General features: G+C 71.1%; 18 protein-coding genes and 2 pseudogenes. 11 read left to right on the top strand and 9 right to left on the bottom strand.

Going from position 1 to position 21,830, the window contains the following annotated elements:
- Window positions 1-116: 116 nt before the first annotated feature.
- A pseudogene (locus ABXJ52_RS27010) lies at window positions 117-699 on the top strand (NADAR family protein).
- Window positions 700-1,023: 324 nt separating this feature from the next.
- On the opposite strand, the gene ABXJ52_RS27005 reads toward ABXJ52_RS27010, so the two are convergent.
- Window positions 1,024-1,464, bottom strand: a complete 441-nt coding sequence (locus tag ABXJ52_RS27005) for a DUF4190 domain-containing protein (protein WP_367045243.1) — start codon at window positions 1,462-1,464, stop codon at window positions 1,024-1,026.
- Between the two features lie 307 nt (window positions 1,465-1,771).
- On the opposite strand from ABXJ52_RS27005, the gene ABXJ52_RS27000 reads away from it, so the two are divergent.
- The 3 genes from ABXJ52_RS27000 to ABXJ52_RS26990 are packed head-to-tail and all read left to right on the top strand — an operon-like array spanning window position 1,772 to window position 3,747.
- The gene (locus tag ABXJ52_RS27000) at window positions 1,772-2,830 is read left to right on the top strand and encodes an adenosine deaminase (protein ID WP_367045242.1); all 1,059 of its coding nucleotides are present in this window, start codon (window positions 1,772-1,774) and stop codon (window positions 2,828-2,830) included.
- Window positions 2,831-2,850: 20 nt separating this feature from the next.
- The gene (locus ABXJ52_RS26995) at window positions 2,851-3,549 is read left to right on the top strand and encodes a glycerophosphodiester phosphodiesterase (protein ID WP_367045241.1); all 699 of its coding nucleotides are present in this window, start codon (window positions 2,851-2,853) and stop codon (window positions 3,547-3,549) included.
- A 30-nt stretch (window positions 3,550-3,579) separates the two neighbouring features.
- Window positions 3,580-3,747 carry a hypothetical protein gene (locus ABXJ52_RS26990; RefSeq protein WP_367045240.1) on the top strand — a complete coding sequence of 56 codons (168 nt, stop codon included), beginning with the start codon at window positions 3,580-3,582 and terminating at the stop codon, window positions 3,745-3,747.
- A gap of 16 nt (window positions 3,748-3,763) precedes the next feature.
- On the opposite strand, the gene ABXJ52_RS26985 is transcribed toward ABXJ52_RS26990, so the two are convergent.
- Both ABXJ52_RS26985 and ABXJ52_RS26980 read right to left on the bottom strand, forming a co-directional pair.
- A complete protein-coding gene (locus ABXJ52_RS26985; RefSeq protein ID WP_367045239.1) occupies window positions 3,764-4,432 on the bottom strand; it encodes a class F sortase in 669 nt (222 codons plus the stop codon).
- Window positions 4,429-5,241 (bottom strand): hypothetical protein, encoded by an 813-nt coding sequence (locus ABXJ52_RS26980; RefSeq protein ID WP_367045238.1) that lies wholly within the window; start codon window positions 5,239-5,241, stop codon window positions 4,429-4,431. Before ABXJ52_RS26980 ends, ABXJ52_RS26985 begins: the two co-directional genes overlap by 4 nt.
- An 85-nt stretch (window positions 5,242-5,326) precedes the next feature.
- Between ABXJ52_RS26980 and ABXJ52_RS26975 the strand changes: the two genes are divergently transcribed.
- Window positions 5,327-5,797 (top strand): hypothetical protein, encoded by a 471-nt coding sequence (locus ABXJ52_RS26975; protein WP_367045237.1) that lies wholly within the window; start codon window positions 5,327-5,329, stop codon window positions 5,795-5,797.
- A gap of 21 nt (window positions 5,798-5,818) precedes the next feature.
- On the opposite strand, the gene ABXJ52_RS26970 is transcribed toward ABXJ52_RS26975, so the two are convergent.
- The 3 genes from ABXJ52_RS26970 to ABXJ52_RS26960 form a co-directional block, all read right to left on the bottom strand.
- Window positions 5,819-7,009, bottom strand: a complete 1,191-nt coding sequence (locus ABXJ52_RS26970) for an extracellular solute-binding protein (protein ID WP_367045236.1) — start codon at window positions 7,007-7,009, stop codon at window positions 5,819-5,821.
- Window positions 7,010-7,108: 99 nt separating this feature from the next.
- Window positions 7,109-9,712, bottom strand: coding sequence for an MXAN_6230/SCO0854 family RING domain-containing protein (locus ABXJ52_RS26965; protein WP_367045235.1), 2,604 nt, complete (start codon window positions 9,710-9,712; stop codon window positions 7,109-7,111).
- A 246-nt stretch (window positions 9,713-9,958) separates the two neighbouring features.
- The gene (locus ABXJ52_RS26960; RefSeq protein WP_367045234.1) at window positions 9,959-11,398 is read right to left on the bottom strand and encodes a gamma-aminobutyraldehyde dehydrogenase; all 1,440 of its coding nucleotides are present in this window, start codon (window positions 11,396-11,398) and stop codon (window positions 9,959-9,961) included.
- Between the two features lie 161 nt (window positions 11,399-11,559).
- On the opposite strand from ABXJ52_RS26960, the gene ABXJ52_RS26955 reads away from it, so the two are divergent.
- The 6 genes and pseudogenes from ABXJ52_RS26955 (at window position 11,560) to ABXJ52_RS26930 (ending at window position 18,136) form a co-directional block, all read left to right on the top strand.
- Window positions 11,560-12,072, top strand: coding sequence for an Lrp/AsnC family transcriptional regulator (locus tag ABXJ52_RS26955; protein WP_367049304.1), 513 nt, complete (start codon window positions 11,560-11,562; stop codon window positions 12,070-12,072).
- Window positions 12,057-13,436 carry an aspartate aminotransferase family protein gene (locus ABXJ52_RS26950; protein WP_367045233.1) on the top strand — a complete coding sequence of 460 codons (1,380 nt, stop codon included), beginning with the start codon at window positions 12,057-12,059 and terminating at the stop codon, window positions 13,434-13,436. Before ABXJ52_RS26955 ends, ABXJ52_RS26950 begins: the two co-directional genes overlap by 16 nt.
- Window positions 13,437-13,647: 211 nt before the next feature.
- A pseudogene (locus ABXJ52_RS26945) lies at window positions 13,648-14,337 on the top strand (ATP-binding cassette domain-containing protein); the annotation flags it as partial.
- 803 nt (window positions 14,338-15,140) lie between these two features.
- Window positions 15,141-16,319: a hypothetical protein gene (locus tag ABXJ52_RS26940; RefSeq protein ID WP_367045232.1), complete on the top strand. Its 1,179-nt coding sequence runs from the start codon at window positions 15,141-15,143 to the stop codon at window positions 16,317-16,319.
- A 134-nt stretch (window positions 16,320-16,453) separates the two neighbouring features.
- Complete coding sequence (locus ABXJ52_RS26935; protein WP_367045231.1) at window positions 16,454-16,858, top strand: VOC family protein; 405 nt, start codon at window positions 16,454-16,456, stop codon at window positions 16,856-16,858.
- A 111-nt stretch (window positions 16,859-16,969) separates the two neighbouring features.
- The gene (locus ABXJ52_RS26930; RefSeq protein WP_367045230.1) at window positions 16,970-18,136 is read left to right on the top strand and encodes an LOG family protein; all 1,167 of its coding nucleotides are present in this window, start codon (window positions 16,970-16,972) and stop codon (window positions 18,134-18,136) included.
- An 87-nt stretch (window positions 18,137-18,223) separates the two neighbouring features.
- Here the strand turns inward: ABXJ52_RS26930 and ABXJ52_RS26925 are convergent, their stop codons facing one another.
- From ABXJ52_RS26925 to ABXJ52_RS26915, 3 genes are all read right to left on the bottom strand, one after another.
- Window positions 18,224-19,015, bottom strand: coding sequence for a maleylpyruvate isomerase family mycothiol-dependent enzyme (locus ABXJ52_RS26925; RefSeq protein ID WP_367045229.1), 792 nt, complete (start codon window positions 19,013-19,015; stop codon window positions 18,224-18,226).
- A 114-nt stretch (window positions 19,016-19,129) separates the two neighbouring features.
- A complete protein-coding gene (locus tag ABXJ52_RS26920) occupies window positions 19,130-20,173 on the bottom strand; it encodes an ABC transporter ATP-binding protein (protein WP_367045228.1) in 1,044 nt (347 codons plus the stop codon).
- Window positions 20,173-21,783, bottom strand: a complete 1,611-nt coding sequence (locus ABXJ52_RS26915; RefSeq protein ID WP_367045227.1) for an iron ABC transporter permease — start codon at window positions 21,781-21,783, stop codon at window positions 20,173-20,175. The genes ABXJ52_RS26920 and ABXJ52_RS26915 overlap by 1 nt, the downstream gene beginning before the upstream one ends.
- Window positions 21,784-21,830 lie beyond the last annotated feature (47 nt).

Raw genomic sequence — 21,830 nt, 5'->3', positions numbered from 1 at the left:
AGTGCCGATCCTGACAGAGCAGCGATACTCCAACAAGTGATTCCGTTGTTGCCTTTTGGTTACGCGACGGAATCTGTCGACCAGGTGTCGAGTCCTCCTGGAAAACCCAGGACGGAATGTCAGTGGTGCGTGCCAAAATCGCATGCATGACGAAGATCGACTCGGTGGACGCGCTGGTCCGCGTGGTGCGTGCGGGGGAATCGGGTCAAGTATCTGCACTTCTGGGGACACACCCCGCGGCGGGACGGGACGCTCGGTTCGAGCTGCCTGAGCCAGTGGTGGCTGTCGCCGTTCACCGTGGACGGCGTGGAGTACGGGACGGCTGAGCACTGGATGATGGCCGCCAAGGCCCGCCTCTTCTCCGACGCGGAGGCGGAGGCCACGGTCCTCGCCGCGCGTACGCCCGCGGAGGCGAAGAACGCGGGGCGTCTTGTGCGGGGCTTCGACGAGGCGATATGGGAGCGCGAGCGGTTCGGCATCGTGGTCGAGGGCAGCGTGCACAAGTTCGCGTCGACCGAAGCACTGCGCTCGTTCCTGGTCGGCACGGGGTCGCGGGTCCTGGTCGAGGCGAGCCCGATGGACCGCATCTGGGGGATCGGCCTGGCGGCCGACGACGAGCGCGCGCAGGATCCGGAGAAGTGGCGGGGCCCGAACCTGCTGGGCTTCGCGCTGATGGAGGCCAGGGAACGGCTCCGCTAGCTGCGGGGTTTGCCGGGCCTCCACGCCACCTTGACCGTGGAGGCCAGGGAAACGCTCCGCTAGCTGCGGGCTCTGCGGGGCCTCCACGTCACCTTGAGCGGCGCCACGCGCAAAACGCCGCTTCCCGGCGGCTCTTCCCCACCCACCCAGCGGCTCTTCCCCACCCACCCAGCGGCTCCTCCCCACGCACCCACCCGATTACCCCGCAACGGTGCACTTCCGCTCACCCGGCACCGCCGGGCAATCGAGTGGGTGGGCGGGGAACATCCGCCGCGAAGCGGCGGCTCAGGACTCCGGAGGAAGGCGCCCCCGCCCGGCAAAAGCTCAGCGGCCCGCGGCCACGGAGGCCGAATAGCTGCCGCCCACCGAAGCCGACCCGTCCTCCTCGAACGCGTCGTCCGGCACCACGATCAGCACCACCAGCAGGGCCACGCCCAGGACGATGCCCGCGATTCCGCAGATGATCCCGGCCAGCGCCTGGCCGGGGTTCGTCGCCTCCCCGCGCCGTGCCCTGGCGCGCCCGATCGCCCCGAAGATGATCGCCAGGATGCCGAGCACGATCGCCAGGGGCCACAGGCAGAAGAGGGCGGCCGCGATGATCCCGAGGACGAGCGCGGTCACGCCCATCCCGTTGGCGGGCGCCATCGGCATCGCGGGCCAGCCGTATCCGGGCGGTCCCTGCCCCTGGTAGCCCGGGTAGCCGGGATATCCGGGATGACCCTGGTACCCGGGGTGACCCTGCGGCCCGGGGTATCCGTACGGCACCTGACCAGGCCCTTCGGGCCCGATCGGAGGCGGCGGCACCGGCTCCCCCGAAGCCCCCGCGCCAGGCGAAGGCGCAGCCCACGGGTCCCGCTTCTCCAGCGGCACCCGCCCCGCCTCATCCTCCGGCGGAGCCCAGGGATCGCGCCCCTCGGACCCGCCCGGCCGTGCCGACCCCTCGGACATCCCGCGTCACCTCTTTCATACGTTCCGTCATGCTACGGCCCCCGCCCTCCGCCAAGGGTCCGCCGCCTACGATGATTCCGACCCACCCGATCAGCCGATCAATTCCGTTCCTGGGGAGGAAACCGTGACCGACCACCGCGCCGCAGAGCAGCCACGCGACCCGCATGCCTTCATCGCAGGACTGCCCAAGGCAGAACTGCACGTGCACCACGTCGGCTCGGCATCTCCCCGCATCGTCTCGGCCCTCTCCGCCCGGCACCCCGACTCCAAGGTGCCCACGGACGTCGAGGCCCTCGTGGACTTCTTCCAGTTCACGGACTTCGCCCACTTCATCCAGGTGTATCTGTCGGTCGTCGACCTGGTCCGCACCCCGGACGACGTACGCCTGCTCACGTACGAGATCGCCCGCGACATGGCCCGGCAGAACATCCGTTACGCCGAGCTGACGGTCACCCCCTACAGCTCCGTGCGCCGCGGCATCGACGACCGCGCCTTCATGGACGCCATCGAGGACGCCCGCAAGTCCGCCGAGGCAGACCTCGGTGTCGTACTGCGCTGGTGCTTCGACATCCCCGGCGAGGCGGGACTCGAATCCGCCGAGGAGACGGTCCGGCTCGCGACCACCGACAAGCTGCGCCCCGAGGGCCTGGTCTCCTTCGGGCTCGGCGGGCCCGAGATCGGCGTGCCGCGGCCGCAGTTCAAGCCGTACTTCGACCGCGCGATCGCCGCCGGCCTGCACTCCGTCCCGCATGCGGGCGAGACCACCGGGCCCGGCACCATCTGGGACGCCCTCACCGACCTGCGTGCCGAGCGCATCGGCCACGGCACGAGCGCCGCCCAGGACCCGAAGCTCCTCGCCCACCTGGCCGAGCACCGCATTCCGCTCGAGGTCTGCCCGACGTCGAACATCGCGACGCGCGCCGTCGCCACCCTCGACGAGCACCCGATCAAGCAGTTCGTCGCCGCCGGGGTCCCGGTCACCATCAACTCCGACGACCCGCCGATGTTCAGCACCGACCTCAACAACGAGTACGCGATCGCCGCCCGCCTCCTCGACCTCGACGAGCGGGGCATCGCGGACCTGGCGAAGAACGCGGTCGACGCGTCGTTCCTCGACCCGGCGGACAAGGCGAAGCTCGTCGCGGAGATCGACACGTACACGCGGACCTGGCTCGCCCCCTAGCGCGGCACCACAATGGGCCCATGCGCACCGTGACAGCCGTGGCCCACCGAGGCGATCCCTACCGCGTCCGCGAGAACACCCTCCCTTCCCTGCGCTCGGCGTTCGACCGGGGCGCGGACGCGGTGGAGATCGACGTCCGTCTCAGCCGTGACGGCGTTCCCGTCCTGCTGCACGACGCGACCCTCAAGCGTCTGTGGGAACTCGACCGCCCCTTGTCCGCGCTCTCCGCGGACGAGGTGCGCGGCCTCACGGAGGGCGGCGTACCCACGCTCGAGGAGGCCATCGCGGCGACCGCAGGGCACCGGCTCATGGTGGATCTGCCGGGCGCCACACCGGATTCCGTGCGCACGGTCGTCGGCGCCATCGCCGACTTCGGGGCGTCGGAGCGGGCGTACTACTGCGCGGGCGCCCGGACCATGCTCGCGGTGCGCGCCGCCGATCCCGCCGCCGAGATCGCCCTGACCTGGACGACCCTGGCCCCGCCGCGCCAGGCCGTGCTCGAAGCGATCAGGCCCCGCTGGCTCAACTACCGCTTCTCTCTGCTCCGGCGTGAACTGGTCGCGCAGGTGCACCGCCAGGGGCTGCTCGTCTCGGCCTGGACCCCGGACACCAAGCGCTCGATGCGCCGCCTCATCGACATCGGCGTCGACTCGATCACGACCAACCGCGTCGACACGTTGCACGCCCTGCGGGCCGGGGCCGACGGCGCACTCTCGTAGCCGGGCGCCCCCTCAACTAGCTTGTGCTACATGGGGAACAGCGACGACGACAAGCGGGAAGAGCCGCTCTTCGTGTACGAGCGCGACGAACGCGGCTACCGCGGCCACCGCCTCAACCCTCGGCATCCCGTCGGCCGCATGCTGACCCTCGCCCTCATGGTCGGCATCGTGCTGGTCATCCTGCTCATGGCGAAGTGACGCTACGGGAGGGGGGCTACGCGACGCCCGTCATGCTCGCGAAGACCGTGACGTTGTTGGGGTAGTAGTTGCGGTCCGCGTCGAACTCCCCGCCGCAGGTGATCAGTCGCAGGCCCGCGTGGTCGATGTTCTTGTAGACGTCCAGGGTGGGGAACTTCTTCTTCGGGTACTCCTCGACACGGTCCACCGCGAAGGTGGCCGTCTTCCCGTCCTCGCGCGTCACCTCGATCGTGTCCCCCGCCTTCATCGTCTTCAGCTTCTTGAAGACCGCGTCCGCGCCGTTCCAGGTCACGTGGCCGGCGATCACCGCCGGGCCCTTGGAGCCGGGGGTGGGGCCCGGTTCGTACCAGCCCGCCAGATCGGGGTCCTGCGGCGTCGTCATCGCCCCGTCCCCGCCCTGCCCCAGCGTCTCCAACGCGCTCGACACGCCGAGGGAGGGGATGGCGACCCGCTGCGGAACCGACCTGTCCAGGGGTGCGTCGGCCTGGCCGGGCTCCTTCGCCCGCGTGGGGCCGCCGCCCGGTGTGGCCTCCCCCGCCGCGTCCTGGCGTGGCGGCGCGGGCGAGGCAGCGGTGCCGTCCTGCCCCGCGCACGCGGTGAGCACCAGAGCCGCCGCGACGGCGGCTACCACGGCTGCCGAGCCACGCCGAACCCCGATCCACGCCCGTCGTGCGGTGCGGCTCACGCGACTCCCCCGGCCCTCGCGACCGCGCGGGCGGCCACCATGCGCCGTCGCGCGAGTGCGAGTACCCCGGCGGCCGTCACCGCGCCGGCCCCCGCGGCGCCGGTCAGGGCACCGGCGGACGTACGGTCCTCCACGCCCCCGCCGGTCTCGACCCCACCGATGGGCACGGACCCGACGGCCGCGCCCTTGACCACACCGCAGTTGGTCGGAGCGGTGGCCTCCTGGGGCAGCTTCGGGTCGAGTTCGCTCTTGCCCGCGCCCTCGAAGTCGTACTTTCCGTTGTCGTTGGGGTCGATGCCGTGCTGCACGATGTGCAGGTCCTTGATGTGCTCGACCACGTCCTGCCCCACGGTGATGGTCCGCTTGTAGGAGACCTTGCCCTGCGCGTCGGCCACCGGCATCCGGTCCACGGCGAGGCCGCTGCCCGCGTCGGTGCCGCCGGACTCGGTCAGCGAGATGTTGATGTCGCCGTAGTGGACGGTGGCCTCGGTGTTGTCGAGAACCCCGTCGCCGTTGGTGTCGTCGCCGTCGTCGGGGCACTGGAAGTCGTGCCCGTCGGTGGAACCGTGCAGATGCTGCGCCGACGGCTGCCCCGGCACCATGCCCTCGGACTTGATCCACACGGTCAGGGCGTTGCCGCGCAGGCTCAGGAGGGCCGTTCCCGTGGAGCCGGAGTCGTTCAACGGGGCCAGGTCGATCTGGTAGGCAGGGGGGTCCGCCGCGAACACCGGGGACGAGACGGTCACGGCGATGATGGCTGCGGGCAGGGCGGCGAGCGCCACGAGAAGGCCGGTTCGCTTGAGCATCACGTTCGATCCTTTCGGTTACCCATGAAACGCAGCGAGACTCGCGGGTGTTCAGATCGAGCACGGGCAACGGAAAGGAAGCGTGGTCGTGGAGACCGACTGGGACTGGAGCCGCGGCGAGACCCTGCTGCGCGTCAACGACCCCGCGGACTGGGACGCGGCGTACGAGCGCGGCGAGCGGGGCCTCGGCACGGCGGCGATCGGTCTTGCCTTCAACTGCCCGCTGGCGGACGCCTCGCCGCGCATCGTCAGGGCGATGCGGCTGGCGGACCACGGTCAGCGAGGCTTCGCCTACACCGCGGCAGGCACGGCGGCGCGGGTCAACGGCGAGCTGACCCCGGAGCTGTACGCCGCGCTGCGCGCGGAGGGCCATGGTGGCTTCGCCCGGAACGCCGTCGACGACACCCTCGACCACGTGCCGTTCCGGCGGCTGCCGCTGTGGTTCAAGTGGCGGGCGGTCGCGTCGAAGGTGCAGGACAAGCTGAAGACCTGGCAACTGGAGGCCACGTACGCGGCCGCGGACGCCCGGAAGGCCATCCGTCGACGCCGCAGCTTCTGAGCAGGAGCACCCCCAGCCCCGCTACAGCCCCGCTATCGCGTTCCACCGCTTCGCGAACTCCGTGCGCTCCTCGGACGTGATGTCCCGCGCGATCGCGAGCCGCTTCCGCATCGCGTCGTCCGGGAAGATCAGCGGGTCCTCCGCGAGGGCCGCCAGTTCCTTGTCCTTCGACGAGGCGAGGATGTCGCGGGCCGCGGGGACCGGGCAGACGTAGTTCACCCAGGCGGCGAGCTCCGCGGCCACCTCGGGCTCGTAGTAGTAGTCGATGAGCCGTTCCGCGTTCCGCTTGTGGCGGGCCAGGTTCGGGATCATCAGGGATTCCGCCCACAGCTCCGCGCCCTCCTCGGGGACGACGAACTCGATGTCCGGGTCGTCCGCCTGGAGCTGGATGACATCACCGCTGTAGGCCTGGCACGCCAGGACGTCGCCGCTCGACAAGTCCTTGATGTAGTCGTTGCCGGTGAAGCGGCGGATGTGTTTCGAGGCCACCAGTTTTTCCACCCGGTCGCACACCGCGTGGAAATCGTCGGCTTTCCACTTGGTGATGTCGACCCCGTCGCCCTGCATCAGCAGCGCGAACGACTCGTCGAGCCCGGACAGCAGGGTGATCCGGCCCTTGAGATCGTCGGCCCACAGGTCGGACACGTGCTTGATCTCCCGGCCGAGCCTGCGCTTGTTGTACGCGATGCCGGTGATGCCCGACTGCCAGGGCACGGTGTGCTTGCGCCCCGGGTCGAAGTGCGGCGAACGCAGCAGCGGGTCGAGGTACTTGGTGACGTTCGGCTGCCGGGTCCTGTCCATCTCCTGCACCCAGCCCAGGCGTACGAAGCGCGCGCACATCCAGTCGCTGATGACGATGAGGTCGCGGCCCGTCTCCTGGTGGTTCATCAGGGACGGGCTGATCTTGCCGAAGAACTCGTCGTTGTCGTTGATCTCCTCCGTGTAGCGGACGTCTATGCCGGTCCGCTTCTCGAAGGCGTCGAGCGAAGGCCGCTTCGTCGAGTCATCGTCGTCGGTGTCGATGTACAGCGGCCAGTTGGCGAAGGTCAGCGTTCCGTCCTGCCGGGAGCGGTCCCCGGCGGCGCGCTCGCCGGGACCTATGTACGCGGCGGGCACACCGCAGCCCGCGAGCGCGCTGACGGCCGCCCCACCGCCGAGTGCACGCAGCAGGGACCGGCGGGAGACTGAGGAGGCACTGGGATTCGCTCGCACTCCGGCAGCATGCGCCTGCGTGTCCCGTACAGGCAATGGACGCTGCGTCGAGCCGAGCCCTCGGGAAGCGACACCCTGTCGATCCGAGGCCGGCCCGCCTCACCCCGGCTCCAGCCACCCCGCCAGATCCCCCGCGGTGACCCGCTCCAGCGGCGCGGCGTCGACCGGCCCCGGGTAGAGGCGGTAGGCCGTGCCGGAAGCGACGCCGTCCGCGCCCTCCAGCTCCCCGTGCAGGAGCGCCAGAAGAGGGCGCCGGCCCGACAGCTCCGCCTCCGCGCGCAGCTCGTCGGGCTCCCAGCCGTCGCGGACCCGCAGCGCGAAGTCGGCGCGCGGCTCGTCGGCGCCGCGCCGGTAGCCCCACAGGACGTGGCCACGGCCGCGCACGTACACCGGCCCTTCGGTACGGGCCGCCGCCGTCCAGCAGGCGAGGTCCCACAGGGTGGCCCGACCGCGCGGCTGGAAGGTGTCGAGCAGGTCGTTGCCCATGCGGCCGAGCTGCTTGCGGTAGCGCCACACATCGTGGTTGCCGTCACCCGTGGCGAGGGTGACGTCGGCCCACCAGGCGCGGCGCGACCGCAGGTCGACGATCATCGGCACGCGCAGCGCCGCGTCACCCGCGAGGTCGAAACGCTGCCGGACGGTGCGCGGGTCGTAGACCGCGCGCCCCGTACCCTCCACCGCCATGAACCCGGCGAAGGCGTCCGGGAGTTCGTCGAAGGGCACGTTGTTGTACGAGAGGACCGCGGGCACGACGAAGCGCACCCCCACGTGGGCAAGACGCGGCAGGTCCAGGTCCAGGTACTCGGTGGCGCCGTGCGGGGCGGGGGCCGACGTCAGGTCCCCGGAGTGCCGGGCTGCGCCGCCCGCGTACGTCAGGTGGGTGTAGTCGCACAGGCCGATGAAGCGCCACTGGTCGTCGTAGAGCGCGACGGACAGGTCGAGGTCGACGCGCACGCCCTGGGGCTGCTGCCAGTGCAGGAAGAGCCGCACGTTCTCGCTGTCCGCGGGCATGGGCAGCGAGCTGCCGCGCGGCACCGCGACCAGCGAGGCCGCCGAAGCGCGCTCGGCGAACGGCACCGGCAGGTCGGCCAGCGAGGCGTCCAGGACGGCCACGTCGTACCGCTCGCCCTCCCCCACCCCGGCAGCGAGCCGCCGCACGGCCTCCGCCTCGATGAGCTCACCGGTGCGCCCCGCCACCCGGGACGGCAGCGGCGGCCGCTCGTCGTCGACCGCGTAGGCCCGGGTCACGCGCCCGCGCGGGAAGAAGACCCGGCGGTGCCCCGGCACGGCACGCACCTTCATGCGGCCGTACGCACCGAGCAGCGGGCCGGGCCCGGAGCGGGGCAGGGCCTCGGCGAGCGCCTCGCCCACGGACTCCGGCAGGGTCGTCGATCCCGAGCGGGCCAGCAACACGTCGAGCCGGCGCAGGAGATCACCGGGGCGCTCGCGCAGCAGCCCCGCCGCGGCCGTGGTGTCCCAGCGGCCGATGGCCTCCTCGACGCGCCCCTGCCACGTGGAGATCCGCAGCCGGTCGCCTGCGATACGGACGTCCTCGTGGCGCGCGGCCTCGGCGAGCAGCACGTCGGAGAGTGCGCTGTCGTCGATGCGGGTCCCGCGCAGGACGGCGAAGGCGAGCGCCACGCGCGCGTGCCGGTGGGCGTGCTCGAAGGGGTGCAGGATCTCACCGACCCGCTTCCAGGCGCGCGGGTTACGGGCCATGTCCTCGGCGAGGCGTCGCAGGTCGAACCCGTCGAGCAGGGCGAGGAGTTCACGGCGGACGGGACGCGACAGCCCGCGCAGACGCGGCAGTTCGAGCAGGTCGGGGTCGCCACCGGACCGTACGACGAGGATGCGCAGCACGTCGGTGGCGGTGTCCACGTACTCCCCCACGAGTGCGCGCACGGCAGGCATGTCGAGCAGCGGCGCGAGGGCGAGCGCCTTGCTCTCGCGCAGGGGAATCGCGTCCGGCAGCCAGTCAGCGGCGTCGGCCGGGTCCAGCTGCCCCAGGAGCAGCACCAGGTCGTCGTGGTCCTGCGGGTTCAGAGGCGTACGGCGGGCGAGCAGGGCGGCGAGCTCGGCGGCGGCGTCACCCGGCGCCGCCAGGCACAGCGCACGCAGGACATCGCCGCCGTCGCCGCCGAGGTGCGCGCCGGTGTCGATCCAGGGGTCGGTGGGCCCGTCCGTCTCGTACCGGTTCTCGCAGACGGGGCAGGCGTACCAGATGCAGCAGTCGTCGCAGCAGCCGGTGTCCAGCTCCTTGCGGTGGCAGTCGTCGCACAGCAGATGGGCGCACGGCTTGATCGCACGGACACGGGCCTTGGTGCCCGCGCAGTTCATGCAGGGCTGGTGGGGCTGGGCTGCGAGGTGTTCGACGACGAGGGAGGTGTAGCGGTCGTACGCGGGCTGGTACGCGATCTCGTCGGGGAAGCGCCGGAACAGCGGGGCGTGGTGACGGTCGGAGCCCATCAGCGCGTCGACATCGGCGAGCAGCTTCATGCCGGTCGCAGCGAGGTCGGGGACGGACAGAGCGGTCAGCGCGCGGCGCAGCGGGGCGGTCAACAGGTGCCCGCGGTCGGCGAGTTCGGCTTCGAGGACGATCACGCCGGCGTCGGTCTCGGCGGACCGTCCGGCGCCGGAGGGTACGTGCACACTCTGCCGGCGGCACAGCAGGAGCGCCGCGAGATCGTCGGCTGTCGTCATCATCAGGTCCCACCCCCGTAGGTACAGAAAAGGCGGGGGCGGAGAGTGCGTGCGCTACGGATCTTTTGCAGAGAAGAGAAAGAAGGAAGCACACAACGGAGCCGCCCCCGCACACCTGACGGTACGCGGGGGCGGAAAGGACGTCACACGATTTAAGGCGCCGGTGGCGCCCCAAAGGGGCGCGGGGAACTGCGCGATCAGCCCCCACTGCCCCGCAGAGGCCGACGGCGAGCAACCCGGCGGACGCGACTAGCCTTCGATGGACGTCATCACGTGCTTGATGCGCGTGTAGTCGTCGAACCCGTACGCCGAAAGGTCCTTGCCGTAGCCGGACTTCTTGAAGCCACCGTGCGGCATCTCCGCGACCAGCGGGATGTGCGTGTTGATCCAGACGCAGCCGAAGTCGAGGACCTTGGACATGCGCATGGCGCGCGCGTGGTTCTGCGTCCAGACCGAGGAGGCCAGCGCGTAGTCCACGCCGTTCGCGTACGAGACGGCCTGCGCCTCGTCCGTGAAGGACTGGACGGTGATGACCGGGCCGAAGACCTCGTTCTGGATGATCTCGTCGTCCTGCTTGAGGCCCGAGACGACGGTCGGGGCGTAGAAGAAGCCCTTCTCGCCGACCCGCTGACCGCCCGCCTCGACCTTGGCGTGCGCCGGGAGGCGGTCGATGAAGCCGGATACCTGCTTCAGCTGGTTGGCGTTGTTGAGCGGGCCGAAGAGCACGTCCTCGTCGTCCGGCTGGCCGGTCTTCGTGTCGGCCGCGGCCTTGGCGAGCGCCGTCACGAACTCGTCGTGGATGGACTCGTGGACGAGTACGCGCGTGGCGGCCGTGCAGTCCTGGCCCGCGTTGAAGAAGCCCGCCACGGAGATGTCCTCGACGGCCTTGGCGATGTCGGCGTCGTCGAAGACGACGACCGGCGCCTTGCCGCCCAGCTCCAGGTGGACCCGCTTGAGGTCCTTGGAGGCGGACTCGGCGACCTGCATGCCGGCGCGCACGGAGCCGGTGATGGAGGCCATCGCGGGGGTGTTGTGCTCGACCATCGCACGGCCGGTGTCACGGTCGCCGCAGACGACGTTGAAGACGCCCTTGGGGACGATCGAGCCGATGATCTCGGCCATCAGGACGGTCGACGCGGGGGTCGTGTCCGAGGGCTTGAGGACGACGGTGTTGCCCGCGGCGAGCGCCGGGGCGAACTTCCAAACGCCCATCATCATCGGGTAGTTCCAGGGCGCGACCTGCGCGCAGACGCCGATCGGCTCGCGGCGGATGATGGAGGTCAGACCCTCCATGTACTCGCCGGCCGCGCGGCCTTCGAGCATCCGGGCCGCGCCCGCGAAGAAGCGGATCTGGTCGACCATGGGCGGGATTTCCTCGGACCGCGTGAGTCCGGTCGGCTTGCCCGTGTTCTCGACCTCGGCCGCGATGAGCTCCTCGGCACGCTCCTCGAAGGCGTCGGCAATCTTCAGCAGGGCCTTCTGGCGCTCGGCGGGCGTCAGGTCGCGCCAGGCGGGGAACGCGGCGGCGGCCGCGTCCATGGCGGCGTCGACGTCCGCCTGCCCCGACAGGGGCGCGGTGGCGTAGGCGTCGCCGGTGGCGGGATTGACCACCTCGGTGGTCCGCCCGTCGGCGGCGTCCCGGAATTCTCCGTCGATGTAGTTACGCAGACGGCGCAGCTCGGTGGTCACTTCCGGCCCTCCAGTCAGATGTCCAGTGGATGAGACACCCACCCTAGTCGTTGTACCGACGCTTTCAACATACCCGGAGCCCTAGAACTGCGAAATCCGTGACGATCGAACCCGTAGACAACGAATTTCATCGATCTGACCTTGCGGAACTGTCGAGTCCTGTGCACCATGGGGTCGTGGCCAGTCGCAGCGCAGATTCCAGCAGTTCCCGACACGGGAACGGTTCTTCGTCCATCGACGCCGTCTCCCTGGCGATCATCGAACAGCTTCAGGAGGACGGACGCCGTCCGTACGCCGCCATCGGCAAGGCCGTGGGCCTTTCCGAAGCGGCCGTGCGGCAACGCGTCCAGAAGCTGCTCGACCAGGGCGTGATGCAGATCGTCGCCGTCACCGACCCGCTCACCGTGGGTTTCCGGCGGCAGGCAATGGTCGGCATCAACGTCGAGGGCGATCTGGATCCCGTCGCGGAGGCGCTGACGGCCATGGCCGAGTGTGAGTACGTGGTGATGACCGCGGGCTCCTTCGACCTGATGGTGGAGGTCGTCTGTGAGGACGACGACCACCTTCTCGACGTGATCAACAAGCGCATCCGCGCCCTCCCCGGCGTGCGCTCCACCGAGAGCTTCGTCTATCTGAAGCTCAAGAAGCAGACCTATATGTGGGGAACCCGATAGCCGTGAGCAAGGACCTCAGCCAAACCGCGTACGACCACTTGTGGATGCACTTCACCCGCATGTCGGACTACGAGAACGCACCCGTGCCCACCATCGTGCGTGGCGAAGGCACCTACATCTACGACGACAAGGGCAAGAAGTACCTCGACGGCCTCTCGGGCCTGTTCGTGGTCAACGCCGGACACGGTCGTCACGAGCTGGCCGAGACGGCGTACAAGCAGGCGCAGGACCTGGCCTTCTTCCCCATCTGGAGCTACGCCCACCCGCAGGCCGTCAGGCTCGCCGAGCGCCTGGCGAACCACGCGCCGGGCGACCTGAACAAGGTCTTCTTCACCACCGGTGGCGGCGAGGCCGTCGAGACCGCGTGGAAGCTGGCGAAGCAGTACCACAAGCTGACCGGCAACCACACGAAGTACAAGGTCATCTCCCGCGCGGTCGCCTACCACGGCACCCCGCAGGGCGCCCTGTCCATCACCGGTCTGCCCGCGCTCAAGGCGCCCTTCGAGCCGCTCGTCCCGGGCGCGCACAAGGTGCCGAACACGAACATCTACCGCGCCCCGATCCATGGCGACGACCCCGAGGCCTTCGGCCGCTGGGCCGCCGACCAGATCGAGCAGGAGATCCTCTTCGAGGGCCCCGAGACGGTCGCCGCCGTGTTCCTGGAGCCGGTACAGAACGCGGGCGGCTGCTTCCCGCCGCCGCCCGGGTACTTCCAGCGGGTCCGCGAGATCTGCGACAAGTACGACGTGCTGCTCGTCTCGGACGAGGTCATCTGCGCCTTCGGCCGCCTCGGCACGATGTTCGCCTGTGACAAGTTCGGCTACGTCCCGGACATGATCACCTGCGCCAAGGGCATGACGTCGGGCTACTCCCCGATCGGCGCCTGCATCGTCTCGGACAAGATCGCCGAGCCGTTCTACAAGGGTGACAACACCTTCCTGCACGGCTACACCTTCGGCGGCCACCCGGTCTCGGCCGCGGTCGGCAACGCCAACCTGGACATCTTCGAGAAGGAGGGTCTGAACCAGCACGTGCTCGACAACGAGGACGCGTTCTACCAGACCCTGCGCAAGCTGCACGACCTGCCGATAGTCGGCGACGTCCGCGGCAACGGCTTCTTCTACGGCATCGAGCTCGTGAAGGACAAGGCCACCAAGGAGACGTTCAACGACGAGGAGACCGAGCGCGTCCTGTACGGCTTCCTCTCCAAGGCGCTCTTCGAGAACGGCCTGTACTGCCGCGCCGACGACCGTGGCGACCCGGTCGTCCAGCTCGCCCCGCCGCTGATCTCCACCCAGGAGACCTTCGACGAGATCGAGGGCATCCTGCGCCAGGTCCTCACGGAGGCGTGGACGAAGCTCTGACGCACCACCTGTGGGGCCTGCGGGCCCCATAGTGTGATCGAGTGATCAACACCGGCCCCGGGGGCACCCGTTCGAGTGAGAACGGGTGCCCCCGGGCCGCGTCGTTTCCAGGCATCGCGGCCTGGATCCCTAGCGTGCCCAGTGACCGATCGGCCCCGCCTTCGTTCCCCCGTACGGGGGAGGCAAACTGATCTGAACCGAGGTGTACGTGATGGTGGCCCCGCCGGACAACGACGTGCTGTGGGCACGCGCCCTCCACGTCACACACAACGGCTCGCCCGCGCTCACCGGCGTATCGCTCGGTGTCCGCGAGGGCGAGATCCTCGCCGTCGCCGGCCCGCGCGGCAGCGGCAAGACGACTCTCCTGCGCTGTCTTTCCGGGCAGCTCCTGCCCCACGAGGGCGAGGTCTGGTTCAACAGCACGCCGGTGCACACGATGGGCCCGGTGATCCGCGAACGCCTGCGCCGCGACCGCTTCGGCTGGATCGACCCCGAGCCGCACCTCGTGCCCGAGCTCACGGGCTGGGAGAACGTCGCGATGCCGCTGATGCTGCGCGGCGCCTCGCACCGGGTCTCCAAGACCACGGCCCAGGAGTGGCTCGACCGGCTCGACATCGGTGACTGCGCCCGCAAGCGGCCGCACGCGCTGCTCCAGGCCCAGCGCCAGCGCATCGCCATCGCCCGCGCCCTGGTCACGATGCCGTCCGTGATCTTCGCCGACGAGCCGACCGCGCCGCTGCACCGCGCCGACCGCGCCCACGTCCTGCGCACGCTGACGACCGCAGCCCGCTCGCACGGCATCACGGTCGTCATCGCCACACACGACACAGAGGTCGCCGCCCTCGCCGACCGGACGATCACGCTGCTCGACGGGAGGCGCGTGAACACGGTGCATCTGCCTGGCTCGGAGGAGCTCGCGGCGGCGGAGGCGGGTACGGGCGGGGGCGCGCCCGAGGCCGCGGGCGGTGCCTTGGCCGAGGGGTCCGGGGACGCGGATGCCTCGGCCGAGGGGTCCGGGGACGCGGATGCCTCGGCCGAGGGGTCTGGGGACGCGGGTGCCTTGGCTGAGGGGTCTGGGGACGCGGGTGCCTCGGCCGAGGGGTCCGGGGACGCGGGTGCCGGGAGCTCCGGGACCGCGGGTGCTGGGAGCTCCGGGACCGTGGGCGCCGAAGGCTCCCGCACAGCGGCGGCCAAAGGCTCCGGGAGCGCAGGCGCCGGGGGCTCCGGTAGAGCGGCCGCCGGAGACTCCGGGATGGCAGGTGCCGGACGTTCCGATACAGCGGGTGCCGGGGGTTTCGGTAGAGCGGCCGCCGGAAGCTCCGGAACCGCGGGTGCCGGGGACTCCCGCACAGCGGCCGTCGAAGGCTCCGGAACCGCAGGTGCCGGACGTTCCAGCACAGCAACTGCCGAAGGCTCCGGGACCGTGACCGCCGGGGGCTCCCGCCCAGCGGCACCCAAAGGCTCCGGGACCACGGGTGCCGGGGACTCCGGCACGGAGGGTGCCGGGGGCTCCAGGACCGTGACCGCCGAAGGCTCCGGCGCAGCGGCGGCCGAAGGCTCCGGCACCGTGACCGCCGAGGGCTCCCGCGCCGCGGCCGCCGAAGGCGGGGCCATGGCCGCCGGAAGGTCCGGCGCCGCGGCCGCCGCAGGCTCCCGCACCGCGGCCGCCGAAGGTGATTCCGACGACGCGGAAGGTCGGGCCGCGTGCTCGCTCTCCGTCTAGCCCGCGGGGCCCATCCCCTGGTCCAGTTGCGCAGGCTGCTGGTCGCCGGGGCATCGGCCGGCACCGGCTTCCTTCTCCTGTGCACGCTGGGCTACGCGATGAGCCACCCGGACGCGTCCGGCGGAGCCGTGCTGCGGCTCGCCTGGTGCGTCGCGCCGATCGCCGCCACCGTGTACTTCGCCGTCACCGTCGCGCGCACCGACCCGGCGACCCGGCCGCGCTCCGGGCTCTCGGCGGTGGGGCTCGGTCCGGCAAGGCTCATGGTCCTCGCCACGATCTCCACGGCGGTGGCGTGCACGCTCGGCTCGATGGTCGCGCTCCTGTTCTTCCTGCACCTGCGCGGCGACCTGTCGGGCCTGCCGTTCGACGGCGCCGGGTCCGAACTGCTCGCCGCCGGGCAGCCGTTGCCCCTCCCCGCGGCGCTCACCCTGCTCGCCCTCGTCCCACTGGCCGCCTCCGCGGGGAGCGCCGCGGTACTGCGGCCCCGCACCCCGAAGTCCAACGGCAAGCAGGACGCCCACCACGCCGGCCCCGCGGACCCGAACGCACCGGCGGCCCCGCCGAGCGGGCTTCCCTGGGGAGTCGCGCTCCTCGCGGCAGGCCTCGCCGTCGAGACGTACGCGAGCCGCTCGCCCGGGACTCCGGACCTGCGGATGCCGGGCGGTCTGACCGGCAGCCCGGCGGGCGTGCTCGCCGGATGGGCGCTCACCGCGCTCGGCCTCGCCATCGCGGGCCCCGGCCTCACGTTCCTGTGCGGGCGCATCCTGCAGTCGGCCAGGCCCGGAGCGATGCGGCTGCTGGCCGGGCGCGGGCTGCAGGAGGAGGCGCGGCGGATCGGCCGGCCGCTCGGGGTGCTGTGTGTGGTCGGCTCCGGGGCGTACGCGGCGCTCACGCTCTACTCCGGCAACCGGCCCGAGGTCGGCCCGCTGACCACGCTCGGCTCGCTGCTCGTGGCGGGCTGCGCGGTACTGACCCTGGCCACGGCCGCGGTCGAGGCCAAGCACGCGCGCTCGGACACGACGTCGGCGCTGCTCCAACTCGGGGCTCCGGCGTCCATGCTGCGCGGCACCGCCGCACTGCGGGCAGGCACACTCGCGGCCGTGTTCGGGCCGCTGACCTGGGTGGTGGCGGAGTTGGCGGCGCTGCCACTCGCGGGCTGAGGAGCCCGCGTCCAACTCGCGAAAAAAGAGCCCGCTGCGGGCGATGAGTTCTGCGTCGAACGTTCGTCTACCCCTCCGTAAGACACAGACACGAACGCACACGCCACGCAGAACTCACCGCAACGGGAGACCTCATGTACCAGCAGATGATCTTCGTGAACCTCGCCGTGGACGACGTCGACAGCTCGAAGAAGTTCTTCACGGAGCTCGGCTACTCGCTGAACCCGCAGTTCACGACGGACGACTGCGCCTGCGTCGTGATCAGCGACACGATCGTCGCGATGATGCTGGGCAAGAGCAAGTACCAGCAGTTCACGGAGAAGCAGATCGCGGACTCACGGACGACCAGCGAGGCGCTGATCTGTCTGAGCGCCGAGAGCCGCGAAAAGGTCGACGAGCTGGTGGACAAGGCCGTGGCGGCAGGCGGCACGGCGGGCAGGACACAGGACTTCGGCATGATGTACGGCCGCGCCTTCGACGACCTGGACGGCCACACGTGGGAAATCATGTGGATGGACGCGTCCGCGGTGGAGGGGTAAGGGGGCCGGGAGCCGGGGGCCAGAGGTACTGGGCCGGCGAACCCGGCCCACCCGGCGGGCAGGGGGCAAGGGGGGCAACCGACGATCGGGCGGTCTGCTTAGCATGGGCGGATGCTGCCGACTCCCGAACCCGCACCCGCATCCGCATCCGCCCCCGCCCCCTCGCCCCGACTCCCGGGCGGCGACCGCGAGATCGAGTCGCTCGCCGAGTTCGACGAGATCGCCGCGGGCGGCTCGCTCGCCGGGTGCCGTGTCCAGGCCATAGACCTGATGGGGCGTACGTCCGCGTTGACGGCGTGCGACGCCACGGGCGCGGTGTTCCTCGGTTGCCTGATGGAGCCGAGCGCGGCGGACGCGGTCCGGGCCGCCGGGGCGCTGGTGTTCCCGCCCGTCCCCGGCCTGCCGTTCGACCCGTACCGCGGACTTCTCCACACGCCGGACGAGCTCTTCGCCGGGCTCTCCGAGGGTGGGTACGAGGCGACTCCCGACGCCCGTGCGTACGAGTGGTTCCAGGAGACCAAGGCCGACGGTGACGTCTTCTCCTCGATGCTCCGCGCGATCCACGACGACTCGATCTCGGACGCCCTGGACGAACTGCTCGTCAGCGCCCGGGTGGTGGGCGTGATGGGCGGCCACGCGATGGCCCGCGGCACGGAGGCGTACGAGGGCGCCGCCCGGCTCGGCCGCTCGCTCGCCCGCGCCGGGTTCACGGTCGCCACGGGTGGCGGGCCGGGCGCGATGGAGGCGGCGAACCTGGGCGCGTACGCGTCGGTCTTCCGCGACGAGATGCTGGACGAGGCGCTCGAACTCCTCGCCAAGGCCCCGTCGTTCACCCCCTCGGTCACGGAGTGGGCGCGGGCGGCCTTCGACGTGCGCGAGCGCTGGCCGGACGGTGGCGCTTCGGTGGGCGTCCCCACATGGTTCTACGGCCACGAGCCGCCGAACGCCTTCGCCACCCACCTGGCGAAGTACTTCGCGAACGCCACCCGCGAGGACGGCCTGCTCGCCCGCTCGAACGGGGGCGTGATCTTCCTCCCCGGCGCCGCGGGCACGCTCCAGGAAATCTTCGACGCGGCGACCCCGAACTACTACGAGTCCCGCGGCGAACCGGCCCCCATGATCCTGGTGAACCACGAACACTGGACGGAACGCCTCCCCGCGTGGCCGCTGCTGCAGGCGCTGGCACGGGGCCGCTCGATGGAGTCGCGGATCGCGCTGGTGGACAGGGTGGAGGAGGTCCCGGACACGCTCCGAGGTTTCAGCCCGTCCGGCGCTTGAGGACGAACTCGGCGGAGCCGGTGATGACGGCCACCAAGGCCCTCGCGCCAGAGCGAGTTTCCGGGAAGGGGCGGGGTTGGGGACAGTTCACCCGAACGAAGCCCGCTCCAGCCAGAACTCCAGCAACCCCCGCTCCCCCAACACCTCTACGGCCCCGCTGTCGAGGGAACGCCGCCGGTAGAAGGCCAGCAACACCTCAGTAAGCGGCCCCCGCAGAGCAACCGTCGCCTTCTCGTGCCCCCGCCGCCACACGAAGCCGTCGTCGACGAACTCGATGACCCACTCCGCGTTCAGCTCCGACGGCACATCAGTCGCATGCAGATGAATACTGCGCCCCGCCCCACGCAACTCAGCGGCACTGTCCTCGGCATCGGACCGCTGCACGAACTGCACGATCTCCAGCCACTCATCAATCGCGTCGACGGCGACATCCGGCGCGACCTCGTACGGGACGCCCGCGGCGATCGCCGCATCCGCCCGATGCACGGCCACCTCATGCGTCATGCGCCGCGCCCAGAACCCGGCGTCGTGGCGGTCGGACCAGGACCACACCGCCGTATCGGCCTGTGCGCCGCCCATCGTCCGCACGACGAGCTCGGCGGTCTCCGCCAGCCACGCGTCGAGGGCCGCGGGATCGTCACCCTCCGGACCGCGGATCCCCGGAACCTCCTCCTCCGGGATGCCCCTCGTAGCCCGCGTGCCCACCAACCGCTCGGCCCAGCGCACGGCTCCCCCCACATGCCGGGCGAGGTACCCGAGGGTCCACTCCGGACACGTCGGCACGACGACCGACAGATCAACCCCGGCCAACGTTTCTCTCAAGAGGCCCAGCTGGACGGCGACTTCGGCGCGATGGCGGTCGTACTCCCATGTCGTCATGGCCCGAAGCCTAGACAGACCCCCGAACCACGCACACCTCAATAACGCCGCGCCCGACACCGGCCCACCCCCACCTCAGCGCAGACCCCACCTCAGCCCAGGCACCACCCCACCTCACCCCAACACCACAACATCCTCCACATCAAACGCCACCCCCACCGTCTCCCCCACCCCAGGCGCATCCCGCAACGCACAGGCCGCCTCAAGCCGCGGACCCGTCCGAGGCTCCAGATGGACGGCGACATGCGTGCCCCGGAACGTACGTGCCGTCACCGCGCACGCCAGCCCCTCATCGGCCGGCACCAGCCGCACCCCGGCCGGCCGCACCAACAGCCGGCGCCGCCCGTCCGCCGGGCCCCCACCAGGGCCCCCGGCACCCGCCGGCACCGGAACCTTGCCCCAGGCGGTGTCGGCCACCTCACCGGACACCGTCGCGTCGACGATGTTGTCGAAGCCCAGGAAACGTGCGACGAACTCGTCAGCCGGATGCCGCCAGACCTCAAGTGGCGTACCGGACTGGGCGATCCGCCCGTCCCGCATCACCACCACCCGGTCCGCGAGCGCGAACGCCTCGCCCTGGTCGTGCGTGACCGCGAGCACCGTCGTACCCAACTCGTCGAACAGTTCACGGAGTTCGACGACAAGCCGCTCCCGCAGCGAACGGTCGAGCTGCCCGAGCGGCTCGTCGAGCATCAGCAGGCGCGGCCTCGGTGCGAGCGCACGCGCGAGGGCGACCCGCTGCTGTTCGCCGCCGGAGAGCGAGGCGACGGCCCGGCGCTGCGCACCCGGAAGCCCCACGAGTTCGAGCAACTCGGCCACCCGGTCGGCCTGTTCGCCCCGCGAAGCCCCGTGCATCCGCAGCCCGAAGGCGACATTGCCCGCCACGTCACGCTGCGGGAAAAGCTGGTGGTCCTGGAACATCAGGCCGACCCCACGCTTGTGCGCGGGCACACCCCGCTGGTCCCTCCCGCCGAGGAGCACCTGCCCGCCGTCGAGATCCTGGAGCCCGGCGACCGCACGCAGCAGCGTCGACTTGCCGCTGCCGCTCGGCCCGAGCACGCACAGGATCTCGTGCTCCTCGACCTCCAGGGCGACAGCGTCGAGGACGGCCCGCGCCCCGAACCGCACGGTCGCGTCCGCCAGCGTCAGCAAGGCCATCAGAACTCCCCGGTCGTGCGGTCGGTACGGAGGCGTTCGAGCAGCAGCAGCGACACCGCGCACACCACCATCAAGATCGTCGAAAGTGCCATCGCCTGCCCGTAGTTGAGCTCCCCCGCCCGCCCCAGGAGCCGCGCCACGGCCACCGGAAGCGTCGGGTTGTCCGGCCGCGCGATGAACACGGTCGCGCCGAACTCCCCCAGGGACACGGCGAAGGCGAACCCGGCGGCGATCAGCAGCGCGCGCCGCACCATCGGCAGGTCGACCTCCCGCCACGCCCGCAGCGGCGAGGCCCCGAGCACTGCCGCCGCCTCGCGCAGGCGTCCGTCCACCGCGCGCAGGACGGGAAGCATGGTGCGTACGACGAAGGGAACGCCCACCAGAGCCTGCGCGAGCGGCACCAGGATCCACGTCGAGCGCAGGTCGAGCGGCGGCTTGTCCAGCGTGATCAGGAACCCGAAGCCGACCGTCACCGCGGACACCCCGAGCGGCAGCATCAGGAGCGCGTCGAAGCCGCGCACCAGGCGGCCCGCCTTCCGGGTGAGCGCCGCGGCGGCGAGCCCGCCGATCGCCAGGGCGATGGCGGTGGCGGCGAGCGCGTACTGGAGCGAGTTCCAGACCGCCTCGATCGGCGGGACGAGGAACGCCCCGCCCTCCGCCGACGTCAACTCCTTGTAGTACGTGAAGCCGTAGCCGTCGGGGCCGCTCAGCGACCGCTCGATCAGCACCCCGAGCGGCAGCAGTATCAGCACGGCGATCGTGACCATGACCCCGCCGAGCAGCGACCACTGCCCCGCGCCCCTCGGGCGGCGCGCGACCACGGAGGCGTCGACCAGCTTCAGCACACTCTCCCTGCGGCGCACGGTCCACGCGTGCACGGCGAGGATCGCGCCGACCGCGGCGAACTGCACGATCGTCAGTACGGCGGCCGTCGACAGGTCGAGGAGCTGGGCGGTCTGCCGGTAGATCTCCACTTCGAGCGTCGAGTACGCGGGTCCGCCGAGGATCTGCACGACACCGAAGGAGGTGAACGTGAAGAGGAAGACCATGAGGGACGCCGCGGCGACCGCGGGTCCGAGCGCGGGCAGCGTGACGGTCCGCCAGGCGGTCCACCGCGAGGCGCCGAGCATCCGCGCGGCCTCCTCCTGGCGCGGGTCGAGCTGCGACCAGAGCCCGCCGACGGTCCGTACGACGACGGCGTAGTTGAAGAAGACGTGCGCGAGCAGGATCGCCCACACCGTCGTGTCGAGGCGTACGCCCCACATCTCGTCGAGCAGCCCGCCCCGGCCGAGCAGCGCGAGGAACGCGGTCCCGACGACGACGGTCGGCAGCACGAACGGCACCGTGACGACGGCCCGCAGAATCTGCTTGCCCCTGAACTCGAAGCGCGCGAAGACGTACGCGCCGGGGAGCGCGATCAGCAGGGTGAGCGCCGTCGAGGCGAGCGCCTGCCAGGTGGTGAACCACAGCACGTGCCGGACGTCGGACTGCCCGACGACCTCCGCGATCCGCCCGAACTGCCACTGGCCGCCGACCTTCAGGCCCCGCGCGACGATCGCGGCGACCGGATAGGCGAAGAAGACCGCGAAGAACGCGACGGGCACGGCCATGAGACCGAGCCGCGCCGCGCTCCCGCGCGCGAGCCCCTTACGGGACG

Origin of the sequence: Streptomyces sp. Je 1-332 (assembly GCF_040730185.1) — a bacterium.
Taxonomy (GTDB): domain Bacteria; phylum Actinomycetota; class Actinomycetes; order Streptomycetales; family Streptomycetaceae; genus Streptomyces.
The sequence above is the reverse complement of the archived record's forward strand: the minus strand, read 5'-3'. Positions and strand labels throughout refer to the sequence as shown.